We start from the raw sequence: 22,997 nt of genomic DNA, 5'->3' as shown, positions 1-22,997 counted from the left end.
GAGTGTGTTCCGGGTCACTTTCGCTGGCACCTCCACCTCGGTGGAACTCCTTCGGCACCGACGACGCCGAGTCGAAGGAGAACCACCGATGACCGAACAGCCGACCGCCGAGATGATATGGCACGCCGTGGCCCGCGAGCGCATGACGCTTACTGCGCTCCTGGACGACCTGCCCGAATCGGGGTGGGACACCGCCTCGCTGTGCGCGGGCTGGCGGGTCCGGGATGTGGTGGCGCACCTGATCCTGGCCACCCGGGTATCGCTCGGCACGCTGGTGGTGAACCTGATCCGGGCCCGCGGCGATGTCGACCGGCTCATCCACGACACCGCCATCCGTCTCGCCGACCGGACACCGACCGCCGCGCTGCTGGCCGACCTGCGCGCCACCATCGACTCGCGGGCCGTCCCGGTCGGCACCACGCCGCTCGACCGGCTGATGGATCTGCTGGTGCACGGGCAGGACATCGCGGTGCCGCTCGGCCTCGATCGGGTGATGCCGATGGACGCGGCGCTGTGGTCGCTGGAGCGGGTCTGGTCGATGGGCGCGCCGTTCCACGCGCGGACCAGGCTCTCCGGGTATTCCCTGACCGCCACGGATTCCGGCTGGACCGTAGGTGCGGGAACACCGGTGACGGGCACCACCGCCGAACTGCTGCTACTGGTCACGGGGCGGACATCACCCGAGAGCTAGCACGTACTCCGATGGCGGCGCGATGATCCGCAGCCCGGGCAGAGCTGCGGGTCACCGGCCGGTCATCCCTCGTGACGACGGCACCCACCGACCACGCGGAGACCGGACGGGGTTCGACCGAAACCCGTTCCGCCGTCTCGATTTCCGGCACTGAGGTGGCCCCATGGCGCATCCAGGTATTGCGCGGCCGCGATCTCGTGGCGGGTGCACTACCCCGGATGTGGCGCGCCGACCAGAAGCGGGAATGACAGAAGACCATTCCGCTGGAAATCTGCGAGACCACGCGGGGAAACCTGAATCAGCGTGCCGATTCATCCATCAGAGCGAAATTCGAGAATTCGACATCACCCTTCGCTGGAATAGTCGTATCAGCACGCACACCACTCGCAAAGTAGCACCGGAGCAACACCTCGGGGGCGGACTTCACAGAGTCCACGTCGACGCGCGTTCACAGACTTTCAATAGCAAATACGCATCACAGTGCAGCAATCGACAAATTGTCGATGAGAACACGTTCACCCGGTCGTCCATGCCCCGAGAATCAGGGGCAGCAGGCCGGTCGGCAATCTGCCCAACCCGCCGACCACCCACAAGGCCCACGCCCGTCGCACTGACAACCGGAAAGCCCGGCCCACCCCCTCGCACCCACCACGCCGCACAACCCACCGCAGATCAGAACCACCAACCACGAAATCTACCCCTATTGACACACCGTCCGGGAACATCACCGTTCGCGGGAAATCGGCCCCGAACTGTGCCAGACAGTCGCTGCAACCACAGGTCACACGTAGTGCCGCACTGCCGTGTCGCAATCGGCGAGCAGCTTCCATCAGGAAAGAAAAATATGAACGAATCGGCGAGAGTGAAACATTCGGTTGCCACACACCGGCGGCGGCGATACGTTACCGGCGTCACAGCAGCCAGGCTGACCGTGACCGATATCCGAGGCAAGGAGATTCACTGTGGGTTCACTGGAAGAGATCATGATCGCGGCGATCGCGGGACTCGGTTCCGCGGCCGAAGGCGATGGCCTGCTCGCCGTCTTCCTCGGTTCGGTGGAAGCGTTCTTCCCCTGATCCGGTGACTCGCTCCCGGACCACCCGGCTCGAATTCTCGAGCCTGTTTCACCTTTCGAATAATCAGGAGTAAAAAATGGGTTCTCTCTACGAACTTCTGCAGACCGGCGCGGGCAGCCTCAGTGACGCCGCGCTGCCCTTCGTGCAGGCGCTGATCACCGCCAGCGGCGGCACCCCCACCCCGGGCAAGTAAGGAGTTCGATCATGGGTTCGCTGAGCGAGTTGCTGACCGCGGCCATCGCGGGGATCGGTTCCGCGGCGGAGGGCGACGGTCTGCTGGCCGCCTTCCTGGGTTCGGTGGAAGCCTTCTTCCCGTAACCACGCACCGTCCGTCGCCGTCCGGCGATCGGGGCCCGGCGGTCGATGCCGCGGGCCCCGTTCGTCATTCCGAGAAGTCAGCAGGCACCATGCACACTCCCCTCCTCCGCGGTCTGCTCGCCGCCGCCTGCGCGGCGGCCGTCGCCACGGCACCCGTCGTCGCCGACGCGCCGCGGGCCGCGGCCGCGCCCGGCGCGTACCTGGTGAGCCAGACCCGCACCGGCCAGACCGTGGACCTCGCCGTCTACTCCCCGTCGATGGATCGCACCATCGCGCTGCGGGTGCTGCGCCCGCTCGACACCGCCACCCCGGCCCCGACGCTGTATCTGCTCAACGGCGCTGGCGGCGGCGAGGATTCGGCCAACTGGCCCGGGCAGACCGACGCGGCGGGCTTCTTCGCCGACAAGCACGTCAATGTCGTGATCCCGATGGAAGGCGCGTTCAGTTATTACACCGACTGGCTGCGGCCCGATGCCGGGCTGGCGAAGAACCTCGAGAACAACGGCCACAACATGTGGACGACCTTCCTCACCCGGGAACTGCCGCCGGTGATCGACGCGGCCTTCGCCACCACCGGCGCCAACGCGCTGGCCGGGATCTCCATGGCGGGCACCTCGGTGCTGGATCTGGCGATCCAGGCACCGGAGCTGTATCGCAGCGTCGCCTCCTACAGCGGCTGCGCGATGACCAGCGATCCGATCGGGCGCGCCTTCGTCTCGCTGGTCGTGCGGATGGGCGGCGGCGACGTGACGAACATGTGGGGTCCGGTCACCGACGCCACCTGGCGCGAGCACGACCCGTACGCGCAGGCCCACCGGCTGCCCCACATCCCGATCTACATCTCCAGCGGCACCGGCCTGCCCGGCCCCCACGACACCCTGGCCAATCCGCGCGTGCACATGACCGGCAAGAACGCGAACTCGATGCTGACCAACCAGATGATCGTCGGCGGCGGCATCGAGGCCGCGTCGGCGCTGTGCACCGCCGCCATGGGCCAGCGGACCCGGGAACTGGGGCGCACCGACGTCACCGTGAACATCCGGCCCACCGGCACCCACTCCTGGGGCTATTGGGAGGACGACCTGCACGCGTCCTGGCCGACCATGGCGACGGCGCTGGGCCTGTGACCGCCGAACTGCGGGTCGGCGCCGAACAGCTGCGTCCCCGCGACGCGGTGTTCGTCTACGACGAGACCGACCGGCACCTGTCCAGCATCGTCGCGGTCTACTTCGCCGACGCGTCCGCGGGGACGCCGCCGAACCGGGACGCACTGCTGGACTGGGCGCGCGCCCGGCTCGGGCACGCGGAGCTGTTCCACCGGAGACTGCGGCGCGTGCCGCTGGACCTGGATCTGCCGTACTGGGTGCCCGATCCCACGATGACGGTGCGCGAGCACGTGCGGCTCACCACCGACGTGCGCACCTGGGCCCAGGCACGGGCCCGGATCGCCGAGATCACCTCGGCGCGCATGGATCTCACGCGACCGCCCTGGGAGATCCAGGTCATGGACCGGGTGGACGGCGTGCCCGCGATGCCGGGCCCGACCACGATCATCGTGCTGAAGTTCCATCACAGCGTCGGTGACGGAGTCGCCACCCGCGCGCTCGAACAGCGACTGTTCGGCGGCGAGCCCGCGCCCGCCCCGCGGCTCGACGAGCCGTCGACGCTGACGACGGTGGCGCGCACCGTCGCGGCGTTGGGCACCCAGCCGGTTCGCTTCGTCACCGGGCTGCGGCGGCATCGGGCCGCCGCGGCGGAGTTGGCCTCGGCGGTGGCCAGCGGCGACGTCGACGAACCGCTCGCCGTGCGCCCGGCCACCCGCTTCAATCGCGACATCCGCTCGCCGCTGACCTTCCACCTGGTGCCCCTGCCGATGGCGGCCGTGCTCGCCGCCAAAGCCGCGGCGCCACAGCGGGTCACGATCAACGACCTGATGTTGACGACGGTCGCGGGCGCGCTGGCCGACTACCTGGCCGAGCACGACGAGACACCCGACGGTTCGCTGGCGGCGATGGTGCCGATGTCGATGCGCGGTGTCGCGGACTGGGATTCGCGCAATCGGCTCACCCAGATGATCGTCGACCTGCACACCGACATCGCCGATCCGGTCGACCGGCTCGTCGCGATCCGCCGGTCGGCGAATCGGGCCAAGCGCCGCACCGCCGATGCGACCGTGCTGCGCGCGGACCGGCTGGTGGAGACCGCGCCCGCGCTGCTGCTGCGCGCGGCCGGATGGGCCCGCGCGCAGCGACATTTCGACGGCACCGCTACCGTGCCGATGTGCAACACCACGATCAGCAATGTGCCGCCGGTGAGCGACACGCTGAGCTTCCTCGGCCTGCCGGTGGTGCGGGCGGTCGGCGCGCTGCCGATCCTCGACGGCGACGGCCTACGACACCTGATCACCGCGCAGGGCGCCGAGATCGTGCTGACCTTCACCACGAGCACGGCGATGATGCCGGACCCCGAGCACTACGGCGAACTGCTGCTGCGCTCGTTCCACACGCTCGCCGCCGCGCTCACCCGGACCGCATCCTGACGGACTCAGCGCTGCAGGCACCCGGTCCGGCGCACCGGCAGGCCCCGCTCCTCGAACGCGCCGAGCAGCAGCTGACCGCGTCGGGCACCCGCGCTGGCGTCGGCGCGGGCCAGGTCGGGCACGTAGGTGGCCGCGCCGACGACGGACTCGCCGACCAGCGACCAGAATCGGCGCGCGGACAGGCCCGAGCAGCGGCTCAGCACCGACTGCAACGGGATCAGCGCCGAGGCGCAGCGCTGGGCCAGCCACACCGCCATCGCCGCCTCACACGGCAGGGCGACGGTCCCGGGCCGGGCGGCCTCGGGGTCACCCGCGACGACGCGAATCGTGGTGTCGGACAACCCGGCCCAGTCGATGCCACCGTCGTTGTCGTGGTGGATCCACAGGTTGTCCCGGCCCGGGTCCCAGGCCTGGGCCGACATGACGAACAGCGCGGTGACCCGGCCGACCACGGCGTGGATGAGCGCGGTCGCCACCACCTCGGCGGCGATGTCGTCGTTGATCATCTCCGCGGCGTGGCGGCGGTACATCAGCTCGACGCGACCCTCGGACAGACCGGTGGGCACATGCCACCAGCGCCGCTTACCCTGGCCGACCATCGCCGCCACCGCATAGACCCGCGGGTGCTCCGGTTGCAGCGCCTGCAACCGGGCACAGGCGCGGTCGAACGACGCAGCGGTGGTGCGGGACGTAGTGGTGATGACGGGCTCGGGCATCGAACCTCCTCGAACGGTTGGTTCCCGTGACGATGATGTCTGGGAACATAGGTTAGGCTTACCAGACTTCACAAGTCGTGTCCGGCTCGAGGCAGGAGAAGTTCGTCGCCGTGATCCACCCAGGCACCGTCAGACGCCGTCGTCTGACCGGGCTTCTACTGCTCGTCGCGCTGCTCACCGTCGCGGTCGTGGCGAGCATCGCCATCGGCACGCGCTCGCTCTCGCCCGCCACGGTGTTCGACGCGCTCGCGCACGCTCTCGGCTGCGACGGCGGCCCGTTCTCCTGCCCGGCCCGCTCGACCGCCGAGGAAATCGTGCGTGAGCTGCGTCTGCCGCGCACCGCGCTGGCCCTGTTCGCCGGAATGGCGCTGGGCATCGCGGGCGCGCTCATCCAGGGGTATACCCGCAATCCGCTGGCTGATGCCGGTTTGCTCGGACTCAATGCCGGTGCGGCGTTCCTGGCGGCGCTGGCGGTCTACCTGTTCGGTTTCACCGCGCCCAACCAGTACATCTGGTTCGCCTTCGCCGGATCGGCGGCGGCCGGTCTGATCGTGTTCGGAGCCTCCTCGATCGGCGGCGGCAAGGCCAGCCCGTTGTCGCTGGTCCTGGCCGGTGCGGCGATGACGGCGTTCCTCCAGGCGATGACCAACGCCATCGTCGTGCTCGACAATGTGGCCCTCGACACCTACCGCTTCTGGGTGGTGGGCACCGTCGCCGGGCGCGAGGCCGACGTGTTCTGGCAGGTGCTGCCGTTCCTGGTGGTCGGCCTGGGGATGGCCATCGCCGCGGCGCCCTCGCTGAACCTGCTCAGCCTCGGCGACGACGTCGCGCGCGGTCTGGGCGTCGATGTGGGCCGGGCGCGAGCGTTCGGGATGGTCGCGGTGGTGCTGCTCAGCGGCGCGGCCACCGCGGCGGTCGGACCGATCGCCTTCCTGGGCCTGGTGGTGCCGCACATCGCGCGCACCATCACCGGGCCGGACAACCGCTGGCTGATCCCCTATTCCGGCCTCATCGGCGGCCTGCTGCTGCTGGTGGCCGACGTCGCCGGACGCGTGGTCGCCCGGCCCGGCGAACTACAGGTCGGGGTCATGCTGGCCGTGATCGGCGCGCCCTTCTTCATCGCGCTGGTGCGCCGCAAGAGACTGGTGAGCCTGTGAGCACGACGACCACCGACAAGTCCGTCGACCTGCGCAAAGTCCGTCCCGCCGTGCGGTTCGGACCCTTCTCGTTCGTGCTGCGCCCGGTGCTGCTGGCCGCCGTGCTCGCGCTCGCGGTGCTGGTATTCGTGCTGTTCTGCACCGATATCGCCGTCGGCGACACCAACATCCCGCTGGGCCGGGTGCTCGATGTGCTCGGCGGCGGGGGCAGCCGGTCGCAGCGGTTCATCGTGCTCGACTCGCGGCTGCCGCGCGCGCTCACCGCGGTGGTGATCGGGGCGGCGCTGGGCCTGTCGGGCGCGATCATGCAGTCGATCCTGCACAACCCGCTGGCTGGTCCCGATGTGCTGGGAATCACCGCCGGGGCCAGCGTCGGGGCGGTCGCGGTGATGGTCGGCACCGGCGGCGCGACCACAGGGCTGCTGGCCACCGTCGGCGGGCCGCTGGCCGCCTTGGCGGGCGGACTGCTCACCGCGGCGCTCATCTACGTCCTGGCGTGGGGCCGCGGCGGCGCGGGGGAACGCGGGATCACCGGCTTCCGGTTGGTGCTGATCGGCATCGGTGTGAACACCGTGCTCATGTCGGTGATCACCTGGCAGCTCGCCCGCGCCACCCTCACCGACGCCGCCCGCGCCCAGCTGTGGCTCAACGGCTCACTGAACTCGACCGACACCACCCGTCTCGTGCCCGCCGCCGTGGCGCTGGCCGTGGTGGCGGTGGTGGCGATCGGCTCGGCGCGGACCCTGGCCGCGCTGCGCCTGGGCGAGGACTCCACCCGCGTGCTCGGCGTGCGGATCCAGTCGCAGCAGGCACTGCTGATCGGCGCCTCGGTGGTGGCGGCCTCGGTCGCGACGGCGGTGGTCGGGCCGGTCGGCTTCGTCGCCCTGGCCGCGCCGCAGATCGCCCGGATGCTGCTGCGCACCCCCGGCGAGCCGCTGATCGCGTCCGCGCTGACCGGGGCCGCGCTGGTCACCGGAGCCGATATCATCGCCCGAGCGCTGCTGCCCGTCGACCTGCCGGTCGGCATCGTCACGGCCGCGCTCGGCGGACCGTTCCTGCTCTACCTGCTCGTCCGCATGAACCGGAAGGCCACCGTCGCATGACCACCCCCGCCCATCGCCTCGCCGCCGACGCCGTCTCGCTCGGTTACGGCGACCGGGTGATCGTCGACGGGCTCAGCCTCGACATCGCCCCCGGCGTGGTCACCACCGTCATCGGCCCCAACGGCTGCGGCAAGTCGACCCTGCTGAAGTCGCTGGGCAGGCTGCTGCGCCCGCGCACCGGTCAGGTGGTGCTCGACGGCAAGGCCATCTCGACCATGAAGACCAAGGACGTGGCCCAGGTCATCGGCATGCTGCCGCAGACCCCGGTCGCGCCGGAGGGTCTCACCGTCGCCGACCTGGTCGCGCGCGGAAGGCATCCGCACCAATCCTGGCTGCGGCAGTGGTCGGCCGACGACGAGACCGAGGTCGCCGCCGCGCTGGCCCAGACCGGCATCGCCGATCTGGCCGAGCGCACCCTCGACGAACTCTCGGGCGGACAGCGTCAGCGGGCCTGGATCTCCATGGCGCTGGCGCAGGGCACCGACATCCTGCTGCTCGACGAGCCCACCACCTACCTCGATCTCGCGCACTCGCTCGAGGTGCTCGACCTGGTCGACCGGCTGCACGACGAGCTGGGCCGCACCGTGGTGATGGTGCTGCACGACCTCAACCTCGCCATCCGCTACAGCGACGAACTCGTGGTGATGGCGGCGGGCCGGATCGTGGCGCGCGGCAAGCCCGCCGAGATCATCACCGCCGAACTGCTCGGCGAGGTCTTCGGACTCGACGCCACCGTCCTCACCGACCCGGTCTCGGGGCGGCCGATGATCGTGCCGATCGGCACCCGGCACGTGCACGGCGCGGCCGGGTATGACGAATGACACACCAGCAAACCCCCCGTTACGACAATCTGTAGTACGCATCTTTGTCGTTGAGTCCGTAAAATCAGGGGATGGCAGGACTCGGCGAACTCGAAAAAGCGGTCATGGACCAGTTGTGGTCGGCCGACGAACCGCAGACTGTGCGGCAGGTCCACGAAGCACTGGCCGCGCGGCGTGAGCTCGCGTACACGACAGTGATGACAGTGCTGCAGCGTCTGGCGAAGAAGGATCTGGTGGTGCAGCGACGCGACGATCGCGCGCATCGATACGCACCCGTGCACAGCCGCGACGAACTGGTCGCGAGCCTGATGGTGGACGCGTTGCAGCAGGCCGACGCCGCGGGCAGCCGCGCCGCGGCGCTGGTGCATTTCGTCGAACAGGTGGGCAAGGACGAGGCCGATGCGCTGCGCGAGGCCCTCGCCAAGCTCGAATCCGACGACAAGAGCAGTTAGACTCCCTGGCGGCTCTCACAACGACGTGAGCGCCCCTGGCCCCACTACAGCAGTGAGCAGAGTCGATGAACGCAACCGCGGCAGTCTTCGCCGTACTCGCCTTGCTTCTCGCCGGGCCGGTACCGGCACTGCTCAGTCGCGCGACCTGGGTGCACCGCACACCGCGCGCGGCGCTGGTGTTGTGGCAGGCCATCGCGTTGGCCGCCGTGCTCAGCGCCTTCGGATCGGGGCTGGCCATCGCCAGCCTGCTGCTCGTCCCCGGCCCCGACGGTAGGCCGACCACCTCCCCCACCCGCGAGATCGACGCGCTCGGTCTGCCGCTGTGGACGGTGTACGTCTTCGTCTTCGCGCTGACCCTGGTGGTCGGCGCGCGGCTGATGTTCTCGATCGTGCGCGTCGGCGTGCACACCCGCCGCCGCCGCTCCAGACACCGCATGCTGGTCGACCTGCTCGACCAGAGCGGACCCGTGCGCCGCGCCGCCGACATCCGTGTACTGGCCGCCACCGAACCCATCGCCTACTGTCTGCCCGGCCTGCGTCAGCGGGTGGTGCTCAGCGAGGGCACGCTCACCAATCTCGACGACGCCGAGGTCACCGCCATCGTCAGCCACGAGCGTTCCCATCTGCGCGCCCGGCACGATCTGGTGCTCGAGGCGTTCACGGCGGTGCACGAGGCGTTCCCGCGGGTGGTGCGCAGCAAGGCCGCGCTCGGCCAGGTCAAGCTGCTGATCGAACTGCTGGCCGACGATTCGGCGGTGAAGGTCACCGGGCCCAAGCCGCTGGCCCGCGCGCTGGTGGCCTGCGCGAAGTCGACGGCACCGCAGGGCGCGCTCGCGGCGGGTGGCCCGACCACCCTGATCCGCATCCAGCGCCTCGCCGGTGTCACCGGGGACGTGAGAGTCGCCACGGCCGCCTACCTCGGTTCGATCGCCATTCTGGTGGTGCCGACCCTGGCCGTGGCCGTGCCCTGGCTTCAGGAACTCAACCGCCTGTTCCGGGGCTGACCGGGCGATCCTCGGCCGCACACGGTCCACCGCGCGCGAGTCGCGCCGCCCGCTCGCGCCACCCCCTCGACCGTTGCCACAATCGCTCGGCTGACCAGCGTGTTTACCCAACCGTGGCAGAACACGCCTATCGTGGGGGATCGGTCCTTCCTGCTGGGCCGCACCCCGTGCACGCCGTCCGCGTATCCGGGTCAATCGGCGCCGGACCTCTTCCAGCGCGATTCGCAGCCCAACGAAAGGCCATTTTGTCTACTTCCACGCGTCCCGAACCCACGTTCGCCGACCTCGGTCTGCCGGTAGCCCTGGTGCAGACCCTGCGCAACGCGGGCATCGAGAAGCCCTTCCCCATCCAGGCCGCCACCATCGGTGACGCGCTCGCCGGGCGTGACGTGCTCGGCCGCGGCCCGACCGGCTCGGGTAAGACCCTCGCCTTCGGCCTGCCGATGCTCACCCGTCTCACCGGCGCCTCGGCCAAGCCGGGCCGCCCGCGCGGGCTGGTGCTGGTCCCCACCCGCGAACTCGCGACCCAGATCGAGCGCGCCCTCGACGAGGCCGCGCTCTCGCTGGGCCTGCGCGTCGCCTCCGTCGTCGGCGGGGCGCCGATCAAGCGCCAGGCCGACCGGCTCGCGCGCGGCGTCGACCTGCTCATCGCCACCCCCGGCCGCCTCGACGACCTGATCAAGCAGCGCGCCGCCGATCTGTCCGACGTGACGATCACCGCGCTCGACGAGGCCGACCACATGGCCGACATGGGCTTCCTGCCCCAGGTCACCCGCCTGCTCGACCGCACTCCGAAAGACGGTCAGCGCCTGCTGTTCTCGGCCACGCTCGACGGTGACGTCGACAAGCTGGTCAAGCGCTACATGCACCAGCCGGTCACCCACTCCACCGCGCCGCCGGAGGCGTCGGTGAGCACCATGTCGCATCACCTGCTCTACGTGCGCGACAAGAACGTCAAGCGCGCGGTCGCCACCGAGATCGCCGCCCGCGAGGGTCTGACCATCATGTTCGTGCGCACCAAGCACGGCGCCGACCGGCTGGCCAAGCAGCTGCGCGGGGCCGGGGTGGCGGCGGGCTCGCTGCACGGCGGCAAGGCCCAGAACAACCGCACCCGCACGCTGGCGGCCTTCGCCGACGGTTCGGTGCCGGTGCTGGTCACCACCGATGTCGCCGCGCGCGGCATCCACATCGACGGCGTCTCGCTGGTCGTGCACTTCGACCCGCCCGCCGAGCACAAGGCCTACCTGCACCGCGCCGGGCGCACCGCCCGCGCCGGGGAGGACGGCGTGGTCGTCACGCTGGTCACCGACGAGGAGCGCAAGGACGTCGCCGCGATGACTCGCAAGGCGGGCGTGCGGACCGACGGTGTCGAGGTCCGCTCCGGTGACCGCAAGCTGATCGAGATCACCGGCGCGCGCAAGCCCAGCGGTATCGCCCTCGCGGCCCCGGCCGCGCCCGCCCAGGCCCCCGCGGCCGGGTCGGGCACCGCGCCGAAGTCCGGCGGCGGGCGTTCCCGTCGTGGACGGTCCGGTGGCGGCGCGGCGGCCGAGGCGGGTCAGGGCCACAGCCGGGGCGGCGGTGCGCCGCGCCGGGAACGTCCGGCCGGTGAGGCCCGCACCCGCAAGCCCGCGGGCACCGGAGGACACGCCCGCAGCGGCGACACGCCGACGAATTCGCGTCGTCGGGCCGCGCGTCCGGCCGGTGCGGCACCCCGCCGCAACCGCACGGCAAACTGAGTACACACTGAATCACCCCGTGGCCGAACCGATTACGGTTCGGCCACGGTCGTGTCCGGAGAACGAACTCTCCGGCACGGCGTGACGGCCGCGTCGCCACCGGCGGTGCGCCACCGACACCCGCCCGCTCATCCGACGCGAACCGTTCGGAGCGACGTCACGCCACCGGCGCGCCCGGCGATCGAGGGGCCGCCCCCGACTCGCCCACGTGCGGTGCCGGTTCGCGCGGGATCGGTCGGTGACACTGGGCGGGTGAACCGTGAGATCGCCACGATCGTGTGCGCGTTGCTCGCCGCGCTGCTGTTCGCGGTGTCCTCGGTGGCGCAGCATCAGGCAGCCGCCGCGGTCCCGCAGGGCGCCGGGCTGCTGCGCTCGCTGCTGCGCAACCCGCGCTGGTGGGCGGCGATCGTCGGGGACACCGGCGGATACGGCATGCAGGTGCTCGCGCTGGCCTTCGGCGCCGTGCTGGTGGTGCAACCGATCCTGGTGTGCTCGCTGGTGTTCGCGTTGCCGATGGCGGCGCGGCTGAACCGGCAGCGAATCACCGGCCGGGCCGCCGGTGCGGCACTGGCGCTGGTCATCGCGCTGGTGCTGTTCCTCATCATCGGCGACCCGACCGCGGGCGAGGACAGCGCGCCGCTACGGGCATGGGTGGCGCCCCTGGCGGTCCTGCTCGGCATCGTCGCGGTCGCCACGCTGGCCGGACTCCTGGTCCGGGACCGGGCGGTGCGGGCCCTGTCGCTCGGGCTCGCCGGTGGGGCGCTGTTCGGGCTGGCCGCCGCGCTCACCGACCGCGTGGTCACACTCTTCGGCGACGGTCCCGGCAGCGTGCTCACCGGCTGGCAGACCTGGGCGCTGGTCTCGGCGGGTCTGGTCGGGTTCTCTCTCCAGCAGCGCGCCTACCAGGCCGGACCGCTGGCCGCCTCGCTCCCGGCCGCCGCCGTCGCCGAGCCGCTCGCCGCCGCCTTCCTCGGTCTCACCGCGCTCGACGAGCGACTGCGCACCGACGGGGCGGGCCACCTCGCCATCGCGGTCTGCGTGGCGGTGATGTGTGTGGCCACGGTCGTGCTCAGCCGAGCCCAGGCCGCCGCACCGACCGCGACACCCTGAGCGCTGGTCCGGGCCCGGGTCACTGCGGCACCGCACACACCACGCCTCACACAGCTATCATCGAACGAGTGCGCTTTCTTCCGGGACCCCCGCCGCCGTACGACCTCACCTACGACGACCTGTTCCTGGTCCCGAACCGGACCGACATCGCGTCCCGGTTCGACGTGGACCTGGCCACCGTCGACGGCACCGGCACCACCATCCCCCTCGTCGTCGCGAACATGACCGCCGTCGCGGGCAAGCGGATGGCCGAGACCGTGGCCCGTCGCGGTGGCCTCGTGGTGTTGCCGCAGGATCTGCCCATTCCCGCCGCCGCCGAGACCATCGCGTTCGTCAAGAGCCGCTCGCTCACCGCCGACACCCCCGTCACCCTGGACCCCGACAGCGCGGTCTCCGACGCGGTGGCGCTGATGCACAAGCGCGCCCACGGCGCGGTCGTGGTGGTCGAGGACGGCAAGCCGGTCGGGGTGGTCACCGAGGCCGCCTGCGCCGATGTCGACCGGTTCGCGCGGCTGCGCGAGGTCGCGGCCACCGATTTCGTCTCCGCGCCGGTCGACCTGTCACCGCGCGAGATCTTCGACCGGCTCGCCGAGGCGCACGCCCAGCTGGCCGTGCTCACCCACCCCGACGGCACCCTGGCCGGAGTGATGACCCGCACCGGCGCCATCCGCGCCGGGATCTACACCCCCGCCGTCGACGCCGAAGGAAAACTGCGCGTCGCCGCCGCCGTCGGCATCAACGGCGATGTGGCCGCCAAGGCGAAGGCGCTGGCGGAGGCGGGCGCCGACGTGCTGGTCATCGACACCGCGCACGGCCATCAGACCAAGATGCTCGAATCCCTGCGCGCCGTCGCCGAACTGGACCTGGGCCTGCCGCTGGCGGCGGGCAATGTGGTCTCCGCCGAGGGCACCCGCGATCTGGCCGCGGCGGGCGCCACCATCATCAAGGTCGGGGTCGGCCCCGGCGCCATGTGCACCACCCGCATGATGACCGGTGTCGGTCGCCCGCAGTTCTCGGCGGTGGCCGAATGCGCCGAGGCGGCACGGGAACTCGGTGTGCACGTGTGGGCCGACGGTGGCGTGCGGCACCCGCGTGACGTCGCGCTGGCGCTGGCCGCGGGCGCCTCGAACGTGATGATCGGGTCCTGGTTCGCCGGGACCTACGAGTCCCCCGGCGACCTGCGCGTCGACCGTGACGGCAATGCCTACAAGGAGAGCTTCGGCATGGCCTCCAAGCGCGCGGTCGCCGCGCGCACCGCCGCCGACAGCGGCTTCGACCGGGCCCGCAAGGCGCTGTTCGAGGAGGGCATCTCCAGTTCGCGCATGCGCCTGGACCCCGAGCGCCCCGGCGTGGAGGACCTCATCGACCACATCACCTCCGGTGTCCGCAGTGCTTGCACCTACGCCGGTGCTCGCTCGCTGCCGGAGTTCCACGAGCGCGCGGTGCTCGGCGTGCAGTCCGCTGCCGGGTTCGCCGAGGGAAGGCCGCTGCCCAGCGGCTGGTGATCTGTTGTCGTGGTGGCCGATCGGAACCCGGGTTCCGGTCGGCCACTGTCGTTTCCGGAAATTCTCCGCCGAGACCGTCCGATCACCGTGATCGAAACCGAGTAGTTCAGAATTCTGAACTCACTGGTTCAATTCGGTGCGGAACGGGCCTACTGTGCAGGCATGGCGGCAACGATGACCGAGCGCGGACGCGTCGACAAACGGCAGGCGATACTCGAGGCGGCCTTCACCGTCTTCGCCCGTCGCGGCTACGCCCAGGCGTGTGTGCAGGAGATCGCGGAGGTGGCCGCCGTCGCCAAACCGACGGTCTACAACCACTTCGCCGACAAGCAGACGCTGTTCCGGCACGCGCTGACCGCCGCCGCCGACGCCGTGCTGGCCGCCAACCTGACCCTGGTCGACCGGCTGCGCGCCCCGGAGCCCACGCTGCCCGAGGCACTGGCCGAGTTGGCCTATCGCCTGGCCGCGGGCTGTTGCGACGAGCGGTCCCGCGCGCTGCGCTGGCTCACCTACAGCCAGGTCGCCCAGTCCCCCGACCTGATCGACGAGGTGCTCCGCCGCACCGCCGACCGGCTCGGCGAGGCCCTGGCCGACCGCTTCGCGCGCCTGGCGCTGGCGGGCCGGATACGGATCACCGATCCGGCCCGCGCCGCCGAAGTCTTCCTGGTCCTGATCACCGGCCCGCTGGAGGGCCGCTCCCGGCTGGGCACCCGCCCGGTGCCCCCGGCCGAGCTGCGCGCGATGACCACCGCCGCGGTCGACACCTTCCTGCGCGCCTACCCCGACACCACCGATGAGGCCCGATGACCACCTCCACCGATCTGCTCGCCACGCTCACCGCCGAGCGGGCGATCTACCGCACCTTCCACGAGTTCTTCCGCATCGCCGACACCGGCGAGCACGAGCGCTTCACCGAGTGCTTCACCCCTGACGCCCTCATCGAGTACCGCATCATGCCCGGCCCGGTCCAGCGTTTCCACGGCGGCGCCGCGTTCACCGCGCACATGTGCCGGGTGCCGAGGCAGCGGCGCAGTCTGGTCGCCCACGTGATCGGGCAGAACTGGATCGACTGGACCGACGGGGTCCCGCTGCTCACCGCCTACGCGACCGTGTGGCACTGGTCGACCAGCGTGGACGTGCACCGTCCCGCCGACTGGACCACCATCGGTCTGGTCCGCGACGAGTTCACCGAGTACGAGGGCCGATGGCTCATCTCGCATCGCGATGTGCGCCCGGTCGCGGGACTCGTCGCCACCGGACGCGGACCGCGCTGAGATGCGCACCCTCGTCGTCACCGGCGGCACCGACGGCATCGGCCGCCACCTCGCCGACCACTACCTCGCGCGCGGTGACCGCGTCGTGGTCATCGGTCGCGACCCGGCCAAGGGCGCGGCGTTCCGCGCGTCCGCGGGCGAGCGAGGCACCTTCCTGCGCGCCGATCTGGACTCGACAGAGCGCAACCGTGCCGTTCTCACCGAACTCCTCGCCGAACATCCGCGCATCGACGCGCTGGTCCTGTGCGCGCGCTTCTACCGTTCGCACCGCACCACCACCGCCGACGGTCTCGAGGCGACCTTCGCGCACTTCTACCTGAGCCGATACCTGTTCAGCCACGGTCTGCGCGACGCGCTCGAGCGGGCCGCCGACCCCGTGATCGTCAATGTCGCCGGACCCGGCGCACCCCTGTCGGCGGCCCGGCTCGACGACCTCCAACTGACCCGGAACTACCACGGCGGCGCCGCGCTGGGACACAACGGCAAGCTCAACGACCTGCTCGGCGTCTCGTTCGCCGAGCAGTACCGCGACGGGCACACCCGCTATGTGCTGGTCCACCCCGGTGTCACCGCGACCGCGCACACCGGCGCCTATGACACGCCCACCCGGGCTATGGTCGCCGCGATGGCCCGCACCGCGAAACCGGTGGCCAGCGCCGCGCGGCCGATCATCGACGTCCTCGACGCGCCACCGCGTGCACCGCTGGCCGCCTTCGTCGAGGGACGCCGTATCCCGGTCGACGGACCCGATTTCGACCCCGCCGCGGCCCGCCTGCTGGCGGCGCGCACACGGGATCTGCTGGCCGAGCGATGACCACCGCCCCGCGCCGCTGACACATCATCGGTGCGGACCCACTACTATCGAGGGTGCCGATCTCGGCACCGCTCTTTCCCCACCCCGAAAGGATCCAGTTGTCACCCGCGTCCAAGGGCGCCACACAGGAGGGCTCCTCTACGGAGCCGGGTGACAAACCCGGCGTCCTCCTTTCCACGGCGCCCGTTCGCTCGTCCGCTCTCCCGGCATCCGGGTGGTGCCGCCGATGACCATCGTGCTGACCGTGCTCAGCCTGCTCGGTTTCGTCGCTCTCACCGTAGGCACCGCGCTGTTCGTCGCGGCCGAATTCTCGCTCACCGCGCTGGAACGCAGCACCATCGAGGCCGCTGCCCGCGAGGGTGATACCCGCTCGCGCCTGGTCAAGCAGGCGCACAATTCGCTGTCGTTCCAGCTCTCCGGCGCGCAGCTCGGCATCACCATCACCACCCTGATCACCGGCTTCATCGCCGAACCCGTGCTGGCCCGGCTGCTCGATCCGCTGCTGGCCCTGACCGGGCTCGGTGAGAACGCCGCGCACGGCATCGCTTTGGTGCTCGCGTTGGTGCTGGCCACCTCGCTGTCGATGATCTACGGCGAACTGGTGCCCAAGAACATCGCCATCGCCAAGCCGATGGCGACCGCCCGGCTCACCGCGGGCCCGATGATCGGCTTCTCCGCCCTGTTCAAGTGGCTGATCCGCTTCCTCAACGGCGCCGCCAACTGGGTGGTGCGCAGGCTCGGCATCGAGCCCGCCGAGGAGTTGCGTTCGGCGCGCTCCCCGCAGGAACTCGGCTCGCTGGTGCGCACCTCGGCCCAGCGCGGCGCCATGGACCAGCGCACTGCGCAGGTGATGGACCGCTCGCTGGAGTTCGGCGAGCGCAGCGCGGAGGACCTGATGACCCCGCGCGTGAAGGTCGAATCGCTGGACCGCGACGACACCGTCGCCGATCTCATCGCCGCCTCCGCGCGCACCGGCTACTCCCGGTTCCCCGTCATCGACGGCGACCTGGACAACACCTTGGGCGTGGTGCACGTCAAACAGGCGTTCCTGCACCCGGCGCACCTGCGCAAGCAGATCCCGCTGAGCAAGCTGGCCGTCGCGGTCCCGATCGTGCCCGCCAGCCTGGACGGTGACGAGGTGATGGAACGCGTGCGCGCCGACGGTATGCAGGTGGCCCTGGTGGTCGACGAATACGGCGGCACGGCGGGCATGGTGACCATGGAGGACGTCATCGAGGAGATCCTCGGCGATGTCCGCGACGAGCACGACGAGGAGGAACGCGACGTGCGTCGCGTCTCCGACGGCTGGGACTGCTCGGGCCTGCTGCGCATCGACGAGGTGTCGCGCGCGACCGGCTACGACGCCCCCGAGGGCGAATACGACACCCTCGGCGGACTGGTACTGACCCAGCTCGGCCGCATTCCCGCGACCGGCGACGACGTCGTCCTGCCCGCCTCGCGCGGCACCGGCGGCGGCTGGGTCGCCCGGGTGGAACGGATGGACGGACGGCGCATCGACCGGGTGCGGTTGATCCCCGTCGACGCGGCGCACCTGGCGGCACGGGAGCACAATCATGGGTGATCTGTTCGGAATCGCACTGACCGTGGTGCTGCTGGCGGGCAACGCGTTCTTCGTGGCCGCCGAGTTCGCGCTCATCTCCGCGCGCCGCGACCGTCTCGAGGCCCTGGTCGCCCAGGGCAAGAAGAAGGCCGTGACGGTGATCGAGGCGGGCGAGAACCTCTCGATCATGCTCGCCGCGGCCCAGCTGGGCATCACCATCTGCTCGATCCTGCTCGGCCGGGTCGGTGAACCGGCGGTCGCGCATCTCATCGAGCGCCCGTTCGAGTTGCTCGGCCTGCCCGATCAGCTGTTGCACCCGGTGTCGTTCGCGATCGCGTTGACCATCGTGGTGATCCTGCACATCCTGCTGGGCGAGATGGTCCCGAAGAACATCGCGCTGGCCGGACCGGAACGTTCGGCGCTGCTGCTGGTGCCGCTGCACCTGATGTGGTTGCGCGTGGCCCGCCCGCTCATCGCGCTGTACAACCTGGCGGCGAACCTGACGCTGCGGATGCTGCGCATCGAGCCCAAGGACGAACTCGACGCGACGGTCTCGACGGTGGAACTGGCCGAGATGATCGGCGAGTCCCGCTCCGAGGGCCTGCTCGACGAGGAAGAGCACCGCAGGCTCACCCAGGCGCTGGGCACCTCCGACCGGATCGTCGGCGATGTGATGGTGCCGCTGGCCCAGGCCCGCTCGGTGCCGTTGCGCGGCAACGGAACCACCCTCGGTGACATCGAGGCCGCCGTCGCCGAGACCGGGTTCTCCCGGTACCCGGTGCGCGCGGCGGACGGCTCGCTGGTGGGCTACCTGCACGTCAAGGACGTGCTCGACAAGGTCGCCGACGACACCGCCGGACCCGAGACGGTGATCCCCCGCACCGACATCCGGCCGCTGCCCACGGTCAGCGCGGGCACCACCCTCTACGAGGCGCTGGCCCGCTTGCGCCGCACCAGCAGTCACCTCGGCCGGGTGGTCGACAGCCGGGGCAACACCGTCGGTGTGGTCGCCCTCGAGGACCTGGTCGAGGAGTTCGTCGGCACGGTGCGCGACACCACCCACCGCAACGCCGACTGAGTCACCGCGCACCGGCAGCGGCCCAGCGGATCGAGGCATCGCATCGACGACCCCCGATCCGCGCGAATCTTGTACTGTCGCAACAGATCAAGATTCCTGGTCGCTGCTGGTGCCGTGATTTCCGGGTTCGGTCAGGCGCCGGTGGGTACGGCGGCCAGGTCGGCGGCGATCAGGTCGACGGTCTGGGCCGCGCAGCGCCGGTTCTCGCCGACGCCGCCGCGGCCACCGCGCTTGGCCCAGCCGACCACGTAGAGTCCCGCGATCGGGTCACCGGTCTCGGGGGAGACGACCCTGCCGTCGCGGTTGGCGACGGCACCGTCGGGTCCCAGCGGGATACCCGGCAGCGGGGCGCAGGTGAAGCCCGCGGCCAGGACGACCGCGTCGGCGGTCAGGGTGGACGCGGCCGTGCGGTGGGCCGAGTCGGTCCGGACGGTGTCCACGCGCAGGTGCCCGTCGGCCGGGTGCAGGGCCGTGACCTCGCGGCCGAAGATCACCTCGACCGCGAGTCCCGGACGGGAACGCGCACGCGGGCCGAGTTCGGACAGCAGGTGGTCGAGCGGGCCCGGTGCGCTGGCGGCGTCGCCGGGGTCGACGGTGATGTCGACGTCGAGCTGCCGTAGTTCGTGCAACGCCGAGAAGCTGAACGACGGTCGGCAGGCCGGTGCGCGCGCGACGACGATCGCCCGGGTGACCGGCGCGCCCGAGCGGGTGACGAGGCGCTGGCGGGCGAGGCCGGTCACCACATCCACCGCCACATTGCCGCCACCGACGATAGCCACCGTGGGCCCGGCCAGCCGCGCGGCGGGGACACCGCGCTCGCGCTGCGCGGCGTTGGCCTCGGTCAGCAGGTCGATCGCCTGATGGACCTGCGGGATCGACGCCCCCGCCACCGCCCGCGGCGCGGTGGCGCCGAAGGCGAGGATCACCGCGTCGTAGCGGCCGCGTAGGTCATCGATCGTCACGTCGACACCGACGCGGGTCCCGAAGCGAGTCTCGACCCTCGGATCGGCGAACGGGAGGTCGAACAGGCGGGTCATCTGCCGGATCTCCGGGTGATCCGGCGACACCGCCGTCCGCAACAACCCGCCCACGTGCGCACCGCGCTCGAACACCGTCACCCGCACGGCGCTGGATCGCTGCAACAGCTCCCGCACCGTGTACATCGCCGCCGACCCGGCACCGACGACGGCGACGCGGATCGGATCGCGCGCCGAACGCAGGGCCACCGGGATCTCCGGGCGAGCGGGGCGCCGGGTGGGCGGCACCGGCAGGACCGGCCGGGCGTACACCTGTTCGGCGTCGGTCAGCGCGGCCACGGGTTTGATCGCCGCCACCGGGCAGGCGTCCACGCAGGCCGAGCAGCCGATGCACGCGCCGGGGTCGATGGTCAGCTGCTCGACCGTCGCGAACGCCGGGTCGTCGGGGGTGGGACCGATGCAGTGCTGGGGACAGACCCGCAGACAGGAACCGTCCTTGCAGCAGTGTCCGAGAATCACGAAACTCACCGTCGGCGGCCTTTCACAGCAGGTTCGACTTGCGGTAGATGGCGCGCGCGAGGCCATTGAGCAGTTCTTCGCGATGGAGGAACTCCACCAGCGGCGCGGTGGCCCGGCGGAACATCATCCGATGGTGCTCGTTGCCGTCGATCTCGGTCTTCACCACCCGCCAGTCCAGCCCGACCCCACGGTAAACGCCCCGGTTGATCAGGCCCTTGGCGATGATGTGCGCGCCGAACGCGATCAGCACGGCGCTCACGTAGCGACGTATCCGCGACACCCCGCGCAGACGGTCGCGCATCTTCTGGCGCGCGAAACTCATGTGCCGCGACTCCTCGATCACGTGCACATGCGAACTGCGGCGCACCGAGTGCGCGACCCGGTCGTCGATCGACCAGTCGCGTTGCATCACGTCGAAGACCTCTTCGCCCGCCAGCACGATGCCGTAGGCGACCTCCTCCCACGCGAAGGTGCGGAACAGCCAGCCCAACAGGATCATCACGCGGTCCAGCGGGCTGTACCGCTCCCCGAGGTGTTCGATGGCGCCGACGAACATCAGCGAGTGCAGGTTCTCGTCGGCGCACTCGTTGAACAGGAACTTCACGTCCGGGCGCGTGGGATCGGCGCTGTGGTTGCGGCGCAGCAGCACGATCTGCAGGGCCACCTCCAGCCAGATGGCCACCCCGAGGAAATGTGAGACCTCGCGCCGGGTCAGGCGCCTGCGTTCGGACTCGCTCATGCGAGTCCAGGTCGGGGTGCTGTAGAGCGGGGACCACTCCGGTGTCATTCCGTGCCGGTCGCGGTCGGCGGTGACGTCGGCGTCGCAGTCGCGCAGGTCGAACGAGAGTCTGCGGGCCGACTCGAGTAGTTCTCCGTAGAGCGTCGCGGAATCCTCGGACTCGGACATGGTCGACTCCCCGGTGATATCGGCGCCGAGACAACGACCGGGCGATCGTGCCCGGGTCCAGGGCGGGTGATCAGCTACGCACGAGCGAGGTGGTGCCGGAAGTATATCCGCGCTGTCCTGCGGAAACGGGCTGCGACATAGAGTCGTTCATGGTCGTGTCGCCGGGCCGGACAAGACTCCGCCGCCGACGGCCACGGTGCGTACCGGGCCGCCGACGGTGGAAGAGGGTCGGCTCAGGCGCGCGAGAGCGCCGGGGCGAAGGTCGAGCGGTCGAAGCGGCCAGCGGGCTGGAACCGGGCCAGCACATCGGCGGCGGGCACGCCGGTGACCTGTTCGATGTAGGCGCCCGCGGCCTCGGCGGAGTCGACCCCGAGGAAGGGCTGCGGGTGGTGCAGCAGCCCGACCAGCGCGCTCGCGAAGCGCGGCTCCACCGCCGCGGCGGCGAAGAACTGCCCGCCGATGTCGGCGAATTCGGGGTCGCTGAGGAACAGCCGGGTCACCTTGGCGGCGGCGTCGCTGCGCACGGCGAGGAACTCGGTGTACCGGTCGGCGATCCAGGACTCGTCGAACGCGCCCTCGTGCACCGCCGCCGCGGCGACCAGGCGTTGCGCCTGGATCAGCCCGCTCTGAGCGCCCTGTCCGGCGATCGGGTCGTAGGCGACGGAGGTGTCGCCCAGTGACGCCACCGGATGGCCACCGGCCGTGCGCCCGACTCCGGCCCGGACCACCGGCCGCACCGCGCCCTTGAGCCACGAGTGCGGGTCCTCCTCGATCACCCGGGTGGCGAGGACTTCCGGCAGATCCCAGTCGATGTAGTCGCGGTACAGCTCGGTGACGACGCGGTGCGCCGAGGCGGCCGAATCGGCGGCACCGAACCGCTTCTCCCAGTCGCTGCCCGGCCGCGCCCAGCCCAGGAACGCCCAGCTGGGACCGGCGTCCTTGTGCAGGTACGGCCCCCACCAGCCCTCGCCCTGATCGGCGAAGATGGAGAATCCGCTGTGCGCGCCACCGGCGGGACTGCGGTGGGCGAACACGCTCGGGTCGTGGTCGAGACCGGTCACCGTGACGGTGAGCAGCGAGCGCTGCGGCGCGTCGTAGACGGTGCGTTCGGTGTCGATCGCGAACAGCTCCGACAGCCCGCCGCGCCCGGTGGCGACAAGGGTCAGGTCGTGCGCGGCGGCGATGCCGTCGAGGCTTTCCGGGCTCACCTGCTCGACGACGAACCGGCCACCGCGTTCCCGGAAGGCGGTCAGCCGCTCGTCGGCCTTGAGCCGGGTGTCGACGGCGACGCCGACGTAACCGTCGAAGACGCCGTCGAAGGCGATGAGCTCGTTGCGGTCGGGGTCGGCGATGCGGACGCTGAGCCCGGTGTGCCGGGGCGCCCGGGAGGTGTAGGGGTCCAGGCCCAGGGCGAGCTCGGCCTGTTGGGTCACCCCGAACTCCAGGGCGGTCCCGGTGGCGGGGACGTCGTTACGGAGGGCAGCCTGGTCGCGGTCGCTGTAGAGCGTGACCTCGAACCCGGCGTCGAGCAGACCTAGCGCCGCGGTGACGCCGGTCTGTCCGGCGCCGACGATCGCGGCCGAACGCGTGGAACGTGAAGCGGAATTCTGCGATGTCATAGGGGAATGGTGCGCCTTTC

At 70.8% G+C, this 22,997-nt stretch carries 20 protein-coding genes; 16 read left to right on the top strand and 4 right to left on the bottom strand.

The window, feature by feature from the left end; genetic code table 11:
- The first annotated feature begins 88 nt into the window (after positions 1 to 88).
- The 3 genes from QC180_RS20640 to QC180_RS20630 all read left to right on the top strand — a co-directional run bounded on the left by QC180_RS20640 (position 89) and on the right by QC180_RS20630 (position 4,624).
- On the top strand, positions 89 to 691 hold the full coding sequence (locus QC180_RS20640; RefSeq protein WP_278264416.1) for a maleylpyruvate isomerase family mycothiol-dependent enzyme: 603 nt from the start codon (positions 89 to 91) through the stop codon (positions 689 to 691).
- 1,483 nt (positions 692 to 2,174) lie between these two features.
- Positions 2,175 to 3,212, top strand: a complete 1,038-nt coding sequence (locus QC180_RS20635; protein WP_278264415.1) for an alpha/beta hydrolase — start codon at positions 2,175 to 2,177, stop codon at positions 3,210 to 3,212.
- Positions 3,209 to 4,624, top strand: a complete 1,416-nt coding sequence (locus QC180_RS20630) for a wax ester/triacylglycerol synthase domain-containing protein (protein WP_278264414.1) — start codon at positions 3,209 to 3,211, stop codon at positions 4,622 to 4,624. The genes QC180_RS20635 and QC180_RS20630 overlap by 4 nt, the downstream gene beginning before the upstream one ends.
- Positions 4,625 to 4,629: 5 nt before the next feature.
- Here QC180_RS20630 and QC180_RS20625 read toward each other — a convergent pair whose 3' ends face one another.
- The gene (locus tag QC180_RS20625) at positions 4,630 to 5,340 is read right to left on the bottom strand and encodes a hypothetical protein (RefSeq protein ID WP_278264413.1); all 711 of its coding nucleotides are present in this window, start codon (positions 5,338 to 5,340) and stop codon (positions 4,630 to 4,632) included.
- 77 nt (positions 5,341 to 5,417) lie between these two features.
- Between QC180_RS20625 and QC180_RS20620 the strand changes: the two genes are divergently transcribed.
- The 13 genes from QC180_RS20620 (at position 5,418) to QC180_RS20560 (ending at position 18,955) form a co-directional block, all read left to right on the top strand.
- Positions 5,418 to 6,497 carry a FecCD family ABC transporter permease gene (locus tag QC180_RS20620; protein WP_474646499.1) on the top strand — a complete coding sequence of 360 codons (1,080 nt, stop codon included), beginning with the start codon at positions 5,418 to 5,420 and terminating at the stop codon, positions 6,495 to 6,497.
- Entirely contained in the window at positions 6,494 to 7,600 is a 1,107-nt protein-coding gene (locus QC180_RS20615; RefSeq protein WP_278264412.1) for a FecCD family ABC transporter permease, read from the top strand. The genes QC180_RS20620 and QC180_RS20615 overlap by 4 nt, the downstream gene beginning before the upstream one ends.
- Positions 7,597 to 8,421, top strand: coding sequence for an ABC transporter ATP-binding protein (locus QC180_RS20610; protein ID WP_278264411.1), 825 nt, complete (start codon positions 7,597 to 7,599; stop codon positions 8,419 to 8,421). Before QC180_RS20615 ends, QC180_RS20610 begins: the two co-directional genes overlap by 4 nt.
- 71 nt (positions 8,422 to 8,492) lie before the next feature.
- Positions 8,493 to 8,873, top strand: a complete 381-nt coding sequence (locus QC180_RS20605) for a BlaI/MecI/CopY family transcriptional regulator (protein ID WP_278264410.1) — start codon at positions 8,493 to 8,495, stop codon at positions 8,871 to 8,873.
- Between the two features lie 65 nt (positions 8,874 to 8,938).
- On the top strand, positions 8,939 to 9,877 hold the full coding sequence (locus QC180_RS20600; RefSeq protein WP_278264409.1) for a M56 family metallopeptidase: 939 nt from the start codon (positions 8,939 to 8,941) through the stop codon (positions 9,875 to 9,877).
- A gap of 245 nt (positions 9,878 to 10,122) precedes the next feature.
- Positions 10,123 to 11,613 (top strand): DEAD/DEAH box helicase, encoded by a 1,491-nt coding sequence (locus QC180_RS20595; protein WP_474646498.1) that lies wholly within the window; start codon positions 10,123 to 10,125, stop codon positions 11,611 to 11,613.
- A gap of 252 nt (positions 11,614 to 11,865) precedes the next feature.
- A complete protein-coding gene (locus tag QC180_RS20590) occupies positions 11,866 to 12,723 on the top strand; it encodes a DMT family transporter (RefSeq protein ID WP_278264408.1) in 858 nt (285 codons plus the stop codon).
- Between the two features lie 68 nt (positions 12,724 to 12,791).
- Positions 12,792 to 14,228, top strand: coding sequence for a GuaB1 family IMP dehydrogenase-related protein (locus QC180_RS20585; protein ID WP_278264407.1), 1,437 nt, complete (start codon positions 12,792 to 12,794; stop codon positions 14,226 to 14,228).
- A 162-nt stretch (positions 14,229 to 14,390) separates the two neighbouring features.
- On the top strand, positions 14,391 to 15,035 hold the full coding sequence (locus QC180_RS20580; RefSeq protein WP_278264406.1) for a TetR/AcrR family transcriptional regulator: 645 nt from the start codon (positions 14,391 to 14,393) through the stop codon (positions 15,033 to 15,035).
- Positions 15,032 to 15,502 (top strand): nuclear transport factor 2 family protein, encoded by a 471-nt coding sequence (locus tag QC180_RS20575; protein WP_278264405.1) that lies wholly within the window; start codon positions 15,032 to 15,034, stop codon positions 15,500 to 15,502. The genes QC180_RS20580 and QC180_RS20575 overlap by 4 nt, the downstream gene beginning before the upstream one ends.
- A 1-nt stretch (position 15,503) precedes the next feature.
- A complete protein-coding gene (locus QC180_RS20570) occupies positions 15,504 to 16,316 on the top strand; it encodes an SDR family NAD(P)-dependent oxidoreductase (RefSeq protein WP_278264404.1) in 813 nt (270 codons plus the stop codon).
- A 226-nt stretch (positions 16,317 to 16,542) separates the two neighbouring features.
- Positions 16,543 to 17,898, top strand: coding sequence for a hemolysin family protein (locus QC180_RS20565; RefSeq protein ID WP_278264403.1), 1,356 nt, complete (start codon positions 16,543 to 16,545; stop codon positions 17,896 to 17,898).
- Positions 17,891 to 18,955 (top strand): hemolysin family protein, encoded by a 1,065-nt coding sequence (locus tag QC180_RS20560; RefSeq protein ID WP_278264402.1) that lies wholly within the window; start codon positions 17,891 to 17,893, stop codon positions 18,953 to 18,955. Before QC180_RS20565 ends, QC180_RS20560 begins: the two co-directional genes overlap by 8 nt.
- 131 nt (positions 18,956 to 19,086) lie before the next feature.
- On the opposite strand, the gene QC180_RS20555 is transcribed toward QC180_RS20560, so the two are convergent.
- From QC180_RS20555 to QC180_RS20545, 3 genes are all read right to left on the bottom strand, one after another.
- Positions 19,087 to 20,460 carry an FAD-dependent oxidoreductase gene (locus QC180_RS20555; RefSeq protein ID WP_278264401.1) on the bottom strand — a complete coding sequence of 458 codons (1,374 nt, stop codon included), beginning with the start codon at positions 20,458 to 20,460 and terminating at the stop codon, positions 19,087 to 19,089.
- 13 nt (positions 20,461 to 20,473) lie between these two features.
- The gene (locus QC180_RS20550) at positions 20,474 to 21,358 is read right to left on the bottom strand and encodes an AurF N-oxygenase family protein (RefSeq protein WP_278264400.1); all 885 of its coding nucleotides are present in this window, start codon (positions 21,356 to 21,358) and stop codon (positions 20,474 to 20,476) included.
- 233 nt (positions 21,359 to 21,591) lie between these two features.
- Positions 21,592 to 22,977, bottom strand: a complete 1,386-nt coding sequence (locus QC180_RS20545; RefSeq protein WP_278264399.1) for a styrene monooxygenase/indole monooxygenase family protein — start codon at positions 22,975 to 22,977, stop codon at positions 21,592 to 21,594.
- Positions 22,978 to 22,997 lie beyond the last annotated feature (20 nt).

The sequence above is a fragment of the Nocardia anocheti genome (assembly GCF_029675105.1).
Taxonomy (GTDB): Bacteria; Actinomycetota; Actinomycetes; order Mycobacteriales; family Mycobacteriaceae; genus Nocardia.
Note: the sequence above shows the minus strand (reverse complement) of the source record. Positions and strands in the feature narration are given on the sequence as shown.

Coding starts and splice junctions, on each gene's coding strand:
- QC180_RS20640 (WP_278264416.1), top strand. CDS start 89: ATGACCGAACAGCCGACCGCCGAGATGATATGGCACGCCGTGGCCCGC.
- QC180_RS20635 (WP_278264415.1), top strand. CDS start 2,175: ATGCACACTCCCCTCCTCCGCGGTCTGCTCGCCGCCGCCTGCGCGGCG.
- QC180_RS20625 (WP_278264413.1), bottom strand. CDS start 5,340: ATGCCCGAGCCCGTCATCACCACTACGTCCCGCACCACCGCTGCGTCG.
- QC180_RS20610 (WP_278264411.1), top strand. CDS start 7,597: ATGACCACCCCCGCCCATCGCCTCGCCGCCGACGCCGTCTCGCTCGGT.
- QC180_RS20605 (WP_278264410.1), top strand. CDS start 8,493: ATGGCAGGACTCGGCGAACTCGAAAAAGCGGTCATGGACCAGTTGTGG.
- QC180_RS20600 (WP_278264409.1), top strand. CDS start 8,939: ATGAACGCAACCGCGGCAGTCTTCGCCGTACTCGCCTTGCTTCTCGCC.
- QC180_RS20580 (WP_278264406.1), top strand. CDS start 14,391: ATGGCGGCAACGATGACCGAGCGCGGACGCGTCGACAAACGGCAGGCG.
- QC180_RS20575 (WP_278264405.1), top strand. CDS start 15,032: ATGACCACCTCCACCGATCTGCTCGCCACGCTCACCGCCGAGCGGGCG.
- QC180_RS20570 (WP_278264404.1), top strand. CDS start 15,504: ATGCGCACCCTCGTCGTCACCGGCGGCACCGACGGCATCGGCCGCCAC.
- QC180_RS20565 (WP_278264403.1), top strand. CDS start 16,543: ATGACCATCGTGCTGACCGTGCTCAGCCTGCTCGGTTTCGTCGCTCTC.
- QC180_RS20560 (WP_278264402.1), top strand. CDS start 17,891: ATGGGTGATCTGTTCGGAATCGCACTGACCGTGGTGCTGCTGGCGGGC.
- QC180_RS20550 (WP_278264400.1), bottom strand. CDS start 21,358: ATGTCCGAGTCCGAGGATTCCGCGACGCTCTACGGAGAACTACTCGAG.
- QC180_RS20545 (WP_278264399.1), bottom strand. CDS start 22,977: ATGACATCGCAGAATTCCGCTTCACGTTCCACGCGTTCGGCCGCGATC.